The 12,284-nt window shown below is 57.8% G+C and carries 11 protein-coding genes; 8 read left to right on the plus strand and 3 right to left on the minus strand.

Translation table 11 applies throughout. From position 1 onward, the window contains the following. Positions 1–91: 91 nt before the first annotated feature. Positions 92–1,147: a YhcG family protein gene (locus ACIPV6_RS10940; RefSeq protein ID WP_400270903.1), complete on the minus strand. Its 1,056-nt coding sequence runs from the start codon at positions 1,145–1,147 to the stop codon at positions 92–94. A gap of 426 nt (positions 1,148–1,573) precedes the next feature. Here ACIPV6_RS10940 and ACIPV6_RS10945 point away from each other — a divergent pair, with 426 nt between their 5' ends. The 3 genes from ACIPV6_RS10945 (at position 1,574) to ACIPV6_RS10955 (ending at position 4,229) form a co-directional block, all read left to right on the plus strand. Beyond that, the gene (locus tag ACIPV6_RS10945; protein ID WP_400270904.1) at positions 1,574–2,161 is read left to right on the plus strand and encodes a hypothetical protein; all 588 of its coding nucleotides are present in this window, start codon (positions 1,574–1,576) and stop codon (positions 2,159–2,161) included. After that, positions 2,158–3,054, plus strand: coding sequence for a hypothetical protein (locus ACIPV6_RS10950; RefSeq protein WP_400270905.1), 897 nt, complete (start codon positions 2,158–2,160; stop codon positions 3,052–3,054). Before ACIPV6_RS10945 ends, ACIPV6_RS10950 begins: the two co-directional genes overlap by 4 nt. A gap of 452 nt (positions 3,055–3,506) precedes the next feature. Continuing rightward, the gene (locus tag ACIPV6_RS10955) at positions 3,507–4,229 is read left to right on the plus strand and encodes a hypothetical protein (protein WP_400270906.1); all 723 of its coding nucleotides are present in this window, start codon (positions 3,507–3,509) and stop codon (positions 4,227–4,229) included. Positions 4,230–5,666: 1,437 nt separating this feature from the next. Here the strand turns inward: ACIPV6_RS10955 and ribH are convergent. Then, positions 5,667–6,143 (minus strand): 6,7-dimethyl-8-ribityllumazine synthase, encoded by a 477-nt coding sequence (ribH, locus tag ACIPV6_RS10960; RefSeq protein WP_400270907.1) that lies wholly within the window; start codon positions 6,141–6,143, stop codon positions 5,667–5,669. 123 nt (positions 6,144–6,266) lie between these two features. Here ribH and ACIPV6_RS10965 point away from each other — a divergent pair, with 123 nt between their 5' ends. Beyond that, complete coding sequence (locus ACIPV6_RS10965; RefSeq protein ID WP_400270908.1) at positions 6,267–7,217, plus strand: glycosyltransferase; 951 nt, start codon at positions 6,267–6,269, stop codon at positions 7,215–7,217. Then, a complete protein-coding gene (locus ACIPV6_RS10970; RefSeq protein WP_400270909.1) occupies positions 7,207–7,926 on the plus strand; it encodes a hypothetical protein in 720 nt (239 codons plus the stop codon). The genes ACIPV6_RS10965 and ACIPV6_RS10970 overlap by 11 nt, the downstream gene beginning before the upstream one ends. A gap of 427 nt (positions 7,927–8,353) precedes the next feature. On the opposite strand, the gene ACIPV6_RS10975 is transcribed toward ACIPV6_RS10970, so the two are convergent. Continuing rightward, on the minus strand, positions 8,354–9,178 hold the full coding sequence (locus tag ACIPV6_RS10975) for a hypothetical protein (RefSeq protein ID WP_400270910.1): 825 nt from the start codon (positions 9,176–9,178) through the stop codon (positions 8,354–8,356). A 422-nt stretch (positions 9,179–9,600) separates the two neighbouring features. Here ACIPV6_RS10975 and ACIPV6_RS10980 point away from each other — a divergent pair, with 422 nt between their 5' ends. The 3 genes from ACIPV6_RS10980 to ACIPV6_RS10990 are packed head-to-tail and all read left to right on the plus strand — an operon-like array spanning position 9,601 to position 12,193. Beyond that, the gene (locus ACIPV6_RS10980; RefSeq protein WP_400270911.1) at positions 9,601–10,260 is read left to right on the plus strand and encodes a hypothetical protein; all 660 of its coding nucleotides are present in this window, start codon (positions 9,601–9,603) and stop codon (positions 10,258–10,260) included. Beyond that, positions 10,253–11,485: an exonuclease domain-containing protein gene (locus ACIPV6_RS10985; RefSeq protein ID WP_400270912.1), complete on the plus strand. Its 1,233-nt coding sequence runs from the start codon at positions 10,253–10,255 to the stop codon at positions 11,483–11,485. The genes ACIPV6_RS10980 and ACIPV6_RS10985 overlap by 8 nt, the downstream gene beginning before the upstream one ends. 60 nt (positions 11,486–11,545) lie before the next feature. After that, the gene (locus tag ACIPV6_RS10990; RefSeq protein WP_400270913.1) at positions 11,546–12,193 is read left to right on the plus strand and encodes a hypothetical protein; all 648 of its coding nucleotides are present in this window, start codon (positions 11,546–11,548) and stop codon (positions 12,191–12,193) included. The last annotated feature ends 91 nt before the right edge of the window (positions 12,194–12,284 follow it).

Here is a 12,284-nt window from a genome sequence, read left to right on the forward strand (position 1 = left end):
CCCGGTAACCCGTTCAGCGACGGGCGTTACGGTGGAGTCTGAGGCGAGAGCGACAGGTTGTCGTTCCTGACCGGAGACAGTAATCACCGGGTTATTCCTCGTCCGGCTCGTTTGCCTGCGGTTCGGCCCATTCGAGGGCAGCGACGACGTGTCCTTCGTTGGGCAGGGCGAGTTTCTCGTCGGCGGGGAGCTTGTCGTAGGTGTAGGCGGCGACGGCCATCGGTGAGGTGGAACGGCCGAGGCTGTACCGGACGCTGCGGTCGTTTTTGGTACCGCAAATCAGGATGCCGATGGTTTCGTTGTGGTGCTCGCGGCGGAGCATGTCATCGACCAGGGCTACGTAAAAGTTGAGCTTGCCGGCGTACTCGGGCTGGAACTTACCGGTCTTGAGTTCGATAACCACGTAACGGTTCTGATCCACATGGAAGAACAGGAGGTCCACGAAGTAGTCGTCGCCGTCGACATCAAAGTGCACCTGTCGGCCTACGAACGAGAACCCGGGACCGAGCTCCCGGAGAGTCTCGGTGATGCGGCTGGTCAGAGCGTCTTCCAGGTCCCGTTCGGCGACTTCCCCCGACAGCCCGAGGAATTCGAAGTTGTAGGGGTCCTTGGCTACCTGCTGGGCCAGTTCGGAGGATTGCGCAGCAAGCTGCTGCGCAAAGTTCGATGGGGCGTTCCCTGTACGCTCCAGGGTCTTATTCATGATCATGTTCAGCAGGACGTTGCGTGACCAACCGTACTCCACGGCCGCTGCGGCGTAGGCGTCGGTGAGTTGCGGCTCGAGTTTCTTGTCGAGCAGGACCATGATGTGTCCCCACGGCAATTGCGCAGCAGCCTGCTGCGCAATTGCCCCGTCGGGCCACATAGCCGCGAAAGTTGTCATGTATTGGATGTTTCGGGGTGAGAGCCCCTTCATGTCAGGGAACTCCTGGCGCAGGTCCTCCGAGAGTCGTTTGATGACCCCGCTCCCCCAGCCCTGCTGTTCCTGCTGCTGCCGAACCCCTTGACCGATAGCCCAGTAGAGTTCGATGAGCTGGGTGTTAATCACCCGTAGTGCCTTGGTCCGGGCTGCCTTGACTGTTGCTTTCAGATCTTCGAGAAGGTCCGGATAGCCAAAGGACAGGTCCAAGTCACGCGAGTCCGTCATGCCTTTAACCCTAACGGGGACCACTGACAGCCCTGATCCAATTGTCCAGACACAGTCTGGACAACTACATCCGTAGGTCACTAAGCCTTTGGAAGTGTCCTATGTGCAGCCGTGACCGGCCAGTCTTCAGACGCGCGCGCAAATGTGCCACAGCTTGTGGCACATTTGCTTTGCCATCGCGACAGGCACCGTGGTGTCGTGTGGCGGGTTTCTTCATATCCGCGAAAGGCTAAGTGGGGTCGACGACAGCAGCCAATTCAAGATGAAGAAATCGCTTTAAGGCAGCGAGGAGGTATCTCATCTACTTCTACTCGTATAACTCAAGTGCCGATAGTCATGTTTACGTCAAGTAAGGTTGCCTAACAACACTCTATTGTGAACCATAGTTGCTATCGGCATACTGTTCACAGTACCAACCGGAAGCCGATGAAGGGAAGCACGATGGGCTGGTTCACCGAGGGCAGCGACCACGAAGGCTACGTCGCCTGCGTCTTCGCCGACGGCATGTACGGCTCCGGCGGCCGGTGGATGGAAATAGACCTGATGACACCTGACGGTCGACCTGTCGGGCATGAAGAGGATCCGACCCGCAAGGCGTGGCGGCCGCCGTCGCAGGTGGTCGGCTGGAGGGTCGCCTGCAGCTGTGAGCCGTTCAAGAAGCACGTTATCTTGGACCGGTTGTGGACACGGGTCTGGGAGCCGGCGGACGAGGACGCTGCCGCGGGTCGTATCTACGCTGGACCGCCGACCAGCGCCGACGCCGCTGACATAAGCGACCGGGAAGATCTCGAACCACTATTCCTGGACGTGTGGCACCGCCACGTCGCCCCGGACCTGCACGCCCACACCATCAGCACCCTGGGCGAGAAACTCAAGACGATCGAGAGCCAACTCGATGAGGCCGTAGCCGCAGCCCGCGCCGACGGCCTCTCCTGGGACAAGATCGGCAGAGCCTTCGGGATCACTCGCCAAGGGGCACGAAAGCGCTGGGACTCCCGGGTGGATGGCAATTGAGCGTGACGGTGGGGCTGATCACCAAGCTCACTGACATGCCCGAGTCGGACATGCACTTCGTGGAGATGTGGGCACAACTGTTCGCGGCTGTGGGAACCGTGGGCGCATTAGTTGCGGCCCTGGCGGTTTTCCGCCATGAATACGTTGAGCGTCGCCGAGGCGATGTCAGGGGCGTAAGAGCATGGGTCTCACCTGGGTCTGCTCTGGGTGATGCCGCAAAGGTAGATAAGGAGTACCCCAAAGGCTCTGTGAAGAATACCTCTCCGGAAGTCATCTACAACGTAAAGTACGCTTTCCGGCCGATATCGTTGATTGGCGCTGATGTCAGGGGTGCAGCAGAGTATCTACTGCCGGATGCATCAGACGAGACGGACTGCGTTGGCATTGAAAGTAATCGTATTGCTTTCGAATATCCAAGGCTAGACGTGGTCTTCACGGACAGTCGCGGGACTCGTTGGAATCGGAAGCCCACGGGAGTTCTTGTAGTCGTGAAGCCGTTCAATCGGCCGTGGCGCATTCCCCATGCCCTTGACTTGGCCGACCTGCCTTCATGGGCACTTCTGGCACGGTGGCACTACAGGTGGACCACGCATGCGGAGCGGCGATCATTTGGCCTCGCGCCGGAATGGTGGGCGGTGGATGTTCGCTGGTCCAGATGGAGATACGCGCAGAAGCACGCCAGGATCTATATCCCCTGGTGGAAAGTCAGTACACGGTGGAAAGCCAGACACGCCATCGCTCAGAACCGGATCAGCCAGGATCTTCCCCTGCCGCTTTGGATTATTGACTACCGTTTTCGCCGCAAGCATGAACTCAGAGCCCAGGAAAAGGCCGTGAAAACGCTCCACAAGGTTGAGAGATCTTCGAACGGCTCGACTTACAACGGCCGATAAGCAGAAGGTGAACGACTGACCAGGACGGTCACCGCTACGGCCAGCCTCCAACATGCGGTGCTGCCGGCTTTGTTGTGCTGGCTCAATCCGCCGGATGGAAGGTTCTGCGTTTCAAGAAGTCATGGACCAGGTCGCTGCTGCAGAGTCATTGGACGATGCTCGACGTTTGGCAAGAATTGCCAAGATTGTGGACAAACTGAAGAGTCACGCCACCAAACAGTTCCTAATCGAAGGGGATCGCGGAAGCGCGCTGGCTGTTTCCGCAGCACGCAGGTACGAGATGGAGTCAATCGGGTCGCAGCCTCCTCCCGTGCAGACCCACCTGTTGCCAACTTGTCGGCCTGTGGCCTTCGCAGCACGCTAGCTCTTTGACCGGTTGGAGAAGAACGGGCAGGCACACTGGTGAGGTGGCCTCGTCATGTCTGCCGCACTGAACGATATAGGCTTTATTTGTGTCATCGAAGGCTTCCCAGGACGAACCTGGTCTAAAAGCACACATCAGGGTGTACCTCGGGTTTCTTGGTCTTCCTGTGTTGGCTCCGCTAGGTTTGCTGACACCTCTTGTTGAGCAAAGCCGTCTGTTTGCCGATGGCGGTTGGTGGAAGTCGCTGACCCTGCTGGAGCAGGTCATTTTTGTAACCCGCAACTGGGCGATCTGGGTCGCAGCAGTAACAACCTTCGCCCTTCTGCTCTCCTTGTTTTCCCCCCGTTGGCGTCGGAAGTTTTGGGGACCCATGGCCAGCGGGATTAGACGCGTTATTAGTGTTCTCGGATTGCTGCTCATAAGTCGTGCTGACTTCACCCGCCTGGTAGATCAAGAAATCGACGCACGGGCAAGGATGGCAGCTGCTGCCGGCCCTCCAAAGGGTTCGCCCTGTGGCGTTCCGGGAGTAATGGTCTATGGCGACATCTGTACACGCTCCGGCCTCTACGACCGGGACCTTATGGTGGAGTGGATTAGCACTGGACTCCCTTTTGGAAAGCTTGTGCCTTCACCGGGAAACACATGGGAAGTTCACTATGGCCACCTCGAAAGACACGGAATATACCCCGAGTTTGTCGCAGATGAGAAGCTGGGCCGTGTGAAGGAGCCTTGGGAAGGCGTTCAACAATTGCGGGAGCGTGACTTACAGCAAGGCCAAGTCCTCAAGGCAAACATCAGGGGTCGACGCTAATCCCCACCGCTTGATGGTTAGAGCTCACTTGAGTTTCCATTTCCGCGACATCCTCCGTAAGACGCGCGCACTGCCACGGACAAGAGACGTCATGACTCGCGTTGCGAGTTCCAAGACAGAGGCAACGGCCGCGCCCGCAGCCGCGCCCAGTGCGAGCAAGAGAGCATCGCGATACCACTGCTCCTCGGGCACAGTTATCAGCTGCTCACTCTGAAACAACAGAGGAACTTGAGTAAAGTTCTCGGCACACTCACTCTCAGCGCGAGTACGCGAGCTAGTTAAAACTTCCACACAAACAGGGTTTTTCTCCAGGTCTTCCGTGGAAGCGCGCTCCATCCCCTCGGAGTAGGACAGGAGAGTCGGCGTATAGAGTCGGTGCACGGGGGGTTGATCTGATCCGAAGTCCCGAACGGTGCACACGATCACTGTTTCACCGCTCACCCCGGGGGCCGGAAAATCGAAATGAGCGATGCTGCCATCGCTACGCCCTCCGAACCAGAAGGTTGCATTGTGAGGTGGGGCAAATCCCATCGCGTCCGATAGCCCGATTGCTGCCTCCTGCTGGGTCCCGTTCACGACGCAACCGGTGACCAATTTGGTTATGGGCCCGCCCAGAACCAGGCTGCCTCTGGCCTCCGAGGATTGAATGCGCGCAGAAAGCGTAGCCTCTGACCGACCGCCGCTAATCTCCCAATTCCATGAGAGGTTGCTTGAAAATCCTGTCCCCCCGTATGGACTTGTGTAGATCGCTGCCACGCTGCTTTGCTCCACGGAGCGAAAATTGCGGGGTGCGCCAGGACCCGATTCAAGCGGACCCGGAAACAGCAGCCACGTTACGAACACCAAGAACACCGCAAGAAACACCTGCACCCAGGTTTTGATACGTGCGGTCTTGGTTTCGCGGTCCGATGCCAGCCGGCGCTGCTGCATAGCCCGTCCGCTCGGCTTTGGGCGCCGGGAAGACCAGCGCAGCCGGTCTTGCCTAAGCATCCATGTCCCCTTTGGTTTGTCCCACCTTCATTATGCGGCTCTATTCATCGGGGAATGAGTCGATGTATGCGGTAAGAATTTCTTTAGAACTTTGGTTTCCGTGGAGGCGAGGATTTTGGGCTTCATGCGCCACTCCAGGTTCACTCGCTGAAGCCGATCGGCGGGAACCTCGTCCTTCAGGCCTTCCATCAATTTGGCCTCTGGGGGCCGCCGATTGTCTGGGGCGGTCGGTGGACAGTTTAGAGAAGCTAGTCATTTACTCATTTATTCTTGAGTGCAAGGGAGTTCATTGGTGGGCCTTTGAACCTCTTTGGCTGCAGGGTACCCGGGAGATCTCCCAGAATGGTCGATCCCTCAGCGATCCTCGGGCAGTGGACCTAAGACGGCCGAACCGGAAGTTGTAACCATCAAGGATGGAGACTACGTCCGCGATCGCAGAGCGGAATCCTAGGTATCGTTACGAATTTCCTGGAGCAGTCGGGTCGTATGTAAGGCCCATTCAGCAGCCTCTCTTCCCCGATCTTCCTTCGACTGGGGAAGACCCGCCCTGTCAAGGCCTTGTTCTTCCGTATCCACCATGAGGATGCCGAAGCCTATGGGCTTACCAATCTTTAGAGTTACGTCTCCTAAACCGTTTGTAACCACCTGACAGAGTCGCTCAAAATGTGCGCTCTTGCCCCTAATGATTACGCCTAGAACAACTGCCGCATCCCAGTTCCTCTCGAGCACACTCTGAGCTATGAGAGGAAGATCGAACGAGCTGGCGACAGAAAAGATGCGGTACCGGCACGACTCGTCCTCCAGGGCAGCTTGCGCTCCCGCCAGCAAGCCTTCCGAAATCGCCGAATGCCACTCTCCTGCGACGATTGCTATTCGGGGCAGAGACGGGTCGACTTGGGAGTCTGGATTCGTTTCGTCGCACATTAATTTGTTCCTGCCTAAGAACCCTAATAGCTTTGCCCGACGCACACTCAAACCTTGCTCCGGACTTCCGTCCGACGCTCTAGTATGAGTCCAACGTGAGAAATGAGTAAAATGAGCGCTCCGATGGATCTCCCCCTAGCGTCATTCAGGGTGGTGGTGGCGATCGCCACCTACAAGAGACCTGAAGGCCTGGCAGCCCTACTCATTTCGCTGCAAAAGCAGGAATCAGACCACATCTTCAGAATCGTCGTAGTGGACAACGATGGATCTTCTTCCGCGCGCAATGTAACGACGAATGTCGCCCCGGAGGCCGACTATGTCCTCGAACCTCGGCGTGGCATCTCAGCAGCACGAAATGCCGGGATACGCAAAGCGATGGAGTACGACCCGGATGCAGTGGCGTTTGTCGATGACGACGAAACGGCAGCCACCACATGGATTGGTGAATTAGTCCGCAAGATGGTCCAGCATGATGCAGATGTGGTGTCGGGACCCGTTGAGTACAACCTCACAAGCGCACCTGCAGACCATAAATACTTCCAGAAGCTCCAACGGCCGGACGGCAGTACCGTCAAATATGTAGCCACGAACAACACCCTAGTCCGGGCAAGTTGGTTTGAAGGCTCCGACCCGTTGTGGTTCAACGAAGCCTACGGCCTCACGGGTGGAGAAGACCTTGAGCTTTTTCTACGTCTTCAAAAGAGGGGCGGTCGCTGCATATGGGCGGAGCGTGCAGTGGTGTCCACACAGGTTCCTGAAGAACGCACCAGGAAAGACTGGATAACGCAACGGGAGTTTAGGAACGGACAGATGATTGCACGTCTAAACCAGCAATTTGATGGTCTGTCACGTCCCACAATGGTCCTGGTTGGGATAGGCAAGTTTGTTAGCGGCCTGATACTTGCGTCGAGAGCCCGGCTGGGGCGCCGGGTAAACATAGCTGCTGAGTACAAGGTCTTTGCTGGAGCGGGTTGGGTGAGTGCAGCCCTTGGATGGTACTACCGCGAGTATCGCCACCCCACCCCTGCGGCAGTTCCGCTGCCCCGTCAGACGGAGCATACGAGTGGTGATTGACGCGCCCTCGATCTTCTGTGACACGTCAACACTGTGCATATGGCCTCCGAACTGGTCGCAATTCATTCCAGATGTCCTTGTCGCGCTCATAACTGGCACCGCCATAGGCTTTGCTCTCGACTTGGTACAGAAAAGGCGGTCAAAGCGCGAACAAGCGAACGAGGCGCAGCGGGACTGGGACCGTCTTCAATCGTCGCTACGATCGTCCTTTGAAACCCAACCAAAGGTTGGTACTGATCGATGGTTAGACCATGACAAATTTCAGGTGATATCCGCTCAGGTCAAAGATCATCCAATTCATGACTGGAATCGATTGTTGAAGGACGACACCCTGTCCTCACTCGTTCGGCTGGAACGGAACGCAACCAGGCTGATCCAAAGAGAGAAACTTCTACAAGACGAAATAAAAACGGTCGTCATTGCGATGCGTCCGGAAGCCGTGCCAAAGTCCAACTTGTCTGAGCGTCTCCGCGAAGCTGAGCAAGCCGTACGCGCGATAGCGTTCGGCCTAGACCTGAGTGAAGCCAGAATGTCCCTGCGGGAAGGCATCTCGGATGAGACTTTGCTTCAATGGGCCGAGGCCGTTCACGGTAAGCAAAGCGTTGCGGTAAGACTTGAAGCTTTCCTGGACGCTCGTGCCCAAACTACAAAAGACTACGCGGCAATCATGGCGGCTTTTAAAGCGGCAGATCGTTCGAACGACTACTGAACGCTCGACCGCGTGTCTCACCTAGGGCCCGTTGCACCTTCGCCGATGATCGGCATGGAGCATAAAGGCAGTGGGATCGAGATTCTGACGCCCGGGTCCGCGGCAGGCCTCCACTGCGACGGCCCGGTCGAAGCAAAGTGGCGGTCCAATTACCAGGCGGTTGGATGGACGGTTGCCTGCAGCTGTATTCCGTTCGGGATGATCTTCATCTTCCAGGCGGCGTCTGTATATAGCTCCCGAGCTAGGCGAGTTGATCTCCGCTTGTTCACAAGGGCGTACTCGTCTCGTACCAGTCGGTGGCCATATTTGCTGGCGCGAAGAGTCTCCCCAAAGTGCTTTCGCGGGGGTGTCCGGTTACTCATCCGCACGGCGAACATACCACTGGTACCCGGCTCAGGGCCGGACAACCTTTCGGGTCCGCTTGCCTTCATTTCTGCTCAAGCTTCGCGAGACGCTCGGCGATCTTACTTCCGGCGCGTCGGCCGCCTGGGCACCGCGCCAACCAGCGCCTCAAGACCTCGATCTCTTTGTCCTTCTCCCCCAGCTTTCTATGGACTATGGCTGCCTGCTCGGTGTACCAAGGCGCGGGTTCTCGGCCGCCGGCATCTTGTTCGGCAGCTTGAATGGCTTTGTAGCACAGCACGAGTGCTTCTTCATGCCGGCCTTCACGCTTAAGCTGCTTGATAGGCTCGACCAATTCAAGGTAGTGAACGCCGTCAACCATTCCACGTTTGAACTGTCGAGCCCTTTCACCCCCACCCGCTACAGCCTCTCGGACCATCGTCGACATAGCCACATGTGAACTGTTGCTTCGCTCCGCGGACGAGAGCGCTGGTGGATTGTCATGCGAGTAGGTCCACTGCGGTTCTCTGTCACCTAGCCAAACGAATGCCTTGGCCAAGAGCTTCTCGCCTCGCAATACGTGAAGCTGGTACAGAACTGGTTCACTCACTCCGACAGTAAGGGGCAGTTCTCGGGCTACGTAGGAAGGGAGACAGCCCACCTTCTCACCGACCACGAGGACGGCCACCGCCGTTGCATCAACGAGGTTCTCCGGTTCCCGCTGCAGTTGGGCCTGCCCCTCGTAATAGCCGCGCTTACCGAATTCCTGTCGGTCAGCCAGGGCGGCAACGGCGTCCTTCGCAAAGGTGGTTGTGCCCGCCACTTCCAGGCACTGTTGGTAATACGACGATGTCGCCAATGTCGTGATGGGCTGATCGGCGACTCCTTGCTCGGGATCCGTGTGCTGCACACCCCGTGTCTCACCAAGGATGCCTCTGATCCAAGACCCAAACCCCATTTGTTTCCCCTCACCCGAAGCGGGGTCTTAACCCCTGTATGGGCCCGACTCTATCAATCGCATCGAGAGGAAATCACCATTGTCAGAGAGCCTGACTTGGGACAAACCGTCGTCAATAAGTCCGAGTTCTGGTCCCTTTTGTCACTGCTGGCGCACTGTTCGGGACTGCGGCCAATGCATCCTCAAGCAGATCGCAATTTCGACTCGTCCCTCGTAGGCAGCGGCCCTCATGAATGACATTTTCGTGAAAAGCTGTCCGCTATTTGGTAGAAGCTCGCTACTGTACGAATGACTAGCGTGTCGAATCGTGGGATCAATTTTTTGTCCGTGAGCACGCATATGATTTGGATCGTCGTCTACTCATGGGGGTAAATATGCCGGTAATCGGCGCTGATGTTCACGGGATCGCGGTCCTGGATGTCCACGATGGCCGCTGGGCTGTATGGCAGGTTTCGACCGCATCTCTTACGGGTTCGGGACGGGCAGGATCAACGAATGCGGTCGTCACCGATGGCTTTGATGAGCGGGTCTTCCGGAGTCTTACATACAACCGGCCGATCTTCCTGACCTCAAGGGCGCAGAAGCACTGTCAAGAAAGAGTTGTGCTGGAGGCCACGGCTTTTTTGCCTGAGGAATTCCTTGCTGATTGCGCGTCGTGGACCGGCTACCTGCAAGGGCTCTTTTGGGCTGAGAACGATAGCCGCCGCGAGTACAACGCCAACATGGCAGCCGCTCGTAAGGAAGCCAAAGCGGCGGGCCTTCCGCTCCCCGAGTTTCAACGCCGGGCCCCGCTTCAGGACATTGACTGGCCCGCTCCCCCGCTCCAGAGCGTGTGGGAAAGCAGTCCGGCTTGTGAGGATCCGGTCAACGTTGAGGCGCTCCGTGTTGCTAACGGGTGTATTCAACTCCTCAATTACTGGCAGGAGATCGAAAGCGATCGGCTGAAGAAGTCGCGCTCGTATTTCAAGGAAGCCGGAGGCCCGGTCGCGCGCCCGTGGCCTTCGCAGGCACCGGCGCCGGTGGAACATGTCTGAGCCGATGTTCGCCGTCGTCGATGTCGAAACGACTGGGCTCTTCACGACGATGCATGACCGTGTTGCTGAGATCGCCGTGGTGCGCGTAGACGCCAGCGGTAGGATCGTCGATCGTTGGGAAACTTTGGTCAATCCACAGAGAGACCTGGGTCCCCAACGAATCCATCGAATCAGCGCCGCCGAAATACTCGATGCGCCGACTTTCTCGGAAGTAGCCCCGGCGCTGACGGAGGTTCTTCAGGGCTGCATCATGGTTGCGCACAATCTGCGGTTTGATGCCGACTTCCTCGGCTATGAGTTGGCCAGGGCTGGTGTCGTAATCCCTGACGGGTTCCTTCAAGGGTTGTGCACGATGCGCCTTGCCCATGACTACGTCATCGGCAACGCAAGGTCGTTGGCGCACTGCTGTGAGTTCTTCAGCATCGAAAACTACCGTGCGCACTCGGCCGGAGATGACGCAGAGGCAGCGGCCTGGCTTCTCAGCCGGTACATTGACCTCGACCCCGACCGGCCGGAGTGGTCCCAAGCCTTGGACATCGCATCCTCGATGTCGTGGCCATCCAGCAATCCCGGCCCAACGGCTTTCGTTCCCCACAAACGCCAAGCGCTGGGTACGGTCGAGAAGCACTTCCTCTCACGCATAACGGTACATATGCCCGAGTACACCGGACCGGAAGAGCATGACCAGTACCTGGCTCTCCTCGGTCAAGCCATGTTGGATTTGCACCTATCGGTCCACGAAACACGGGCCCTGGTTCGCTTGGCTGATGAGCTCGGCATCAGTCAGGACCGCTGCCGGAAACTTCACGCCTACTACGTCGAGCAACTCGCTGTCGCTGCGTGGGCCGACGGCATCATTACACCCGATGAGGAAGCCGAGCTCTATCAAGCCGCCAAGCTGTTGGACGTAGATGCATCCGTTGTCGCGCACGCACTGACGAACCCGCCCACGGCACCTGTTGATTCCGGGCCGGTTACCGGCAAGATCACTCTTGGTTCAACACTTGTTTTGACCGGGGCCATGACCCGGGAGCGAAGTGAGCTGTCCAGCTTCCTCACCGAGATGGGCTACGTCGTCGCTGAACGAGCCACGAAGAAGACTGACCTTGTGATCGCTGCGGATCCCGACAGCCTGTCAGGAAAGGCAGCGAAGGCCCGCCAGTATGGAATTCCTGTCGTAGCTGAAAACTTCCTGTACGACGTTCTCGGTGTACCCAGCTTCTAGTGCAAACTCGAGGACACGACGCTCATCGACCCCGCCGCGTACCGGAAAGAAGGGACAACGATGACAAGACGACCCGACGCGCTGGCCGCATGGGTTGCTGAGTATCCGCGCCAAGACGCTATCCACAGCCACGGTTTCCGTCTTAACATCGGCAAATGGAATGCCTTGGTAGGCCACCTTCCAGGAGCTCCGCTTGTCAGCGAAGACGGTGGTAAGGAAGTTGGCTTGATCAGCCGCCGGGGTTTGTTTCAACTCGCCGCGGCTGCACGGAGGGACGATTCCGGAACAGCAGCGCTCGGCCTGTTCTGGCACGCATTGGCCTGGGGTACCGGGTCCAATCACCGGAACACTCCCGGACGCATCAAGTCCGTGGCCGCTGACACCACTCGGTCAGGGCAGTTATTACGCGACGCGGCGTGCCTAGCCGTCTCTGATTCCAAGGCAGCGTTCCTTCTCCTCAAGCCCAGCCACACCGCATTGAAGCACTGGGGACCGAACTTCTTCACAAAGTTCCTGTACTTCGCAGGTGCCGGCAAAGTGGATCACCCAAGCGTGATCGTTGATGCACGGGTGCTCGCGACGCTCCATGCAGAAACCGACGACAAGAGATTCAAGCCGCCGTCCGCCAGCTACCCCGTGTCCACGTACATGGCAGCCTGCGAACTCATGCAGGATTGGGCCAGTGAGCTATCGACACCGGAACGCTGAAGATGTCAAGCGTTTTTGGCCCCAGGGTGACGGTTATGTGTGGCCCCACTTGAGATAGCTTGGGCGGCGTGTTGTCACGCGTGTGAGCATG

It is taken from the genome of Paenarthrobacter sp. NPDC089988, assembly GCF_044748465.1.
Lineage (GTDB): Bacteria > Actinomycetota > Actinomycetes > Actinomycetales > Micrococcaceae > Arthrobacter.

Bases quoted from the DNA above. Each gene is read 5' to 3' on its own strand.
- ACIPV6_RS10940 (WP_400270903.1), bottom strand. From the start codon at position 1,147: ATGACGGACTCGCGTGACTTGGACCTGTCCTTTGGCTATCCGGACCTT.
- ACIPV6_RS10945 (WP_400270904.1), top strand. From the start codon at position 1,574: ATGAAGGGAAGCACGATGGGCTGGTTCACCGAGGGCAGCGACCACGAA.
- ribH (WP_400270907.1), bottom strand. From the start codon at position 6,143: ATGTGCGACGAAACGAATCCAGACTCCCAAGTCGACCCGTCTCTGCCC.
- ACIPV6_RS10965 (WP_400270908.1), top strand. From the start codon at position 6,267: ATGGATCTCCCCCTAGCGTCATTCAGGGTGGTGGTGGCGATCGCCACC.
- ACIPV6_RS10980 (WP_400270911.1), top strand. From the start codon at position 9,601: ATGCCGGTAATCGGCGCTGATGTTCACGGGATCGCGGTCCTGGATGTC.
- ACIPV6_RS10985 (WP_400270912.1), top strand. From the start codon at position 10,253: ATGTCTGAGCCGATGTTCGCCGTCGTCGATGTCGAAACGACTGGGCTC.
- ACIPV6_RS10990 (WP_400270913.1), top strand. From the start codon at position 11,546: ATGACAAGACGACCCGACGCGCTGGCCGCATGGGTTGCTGAGTATCCG.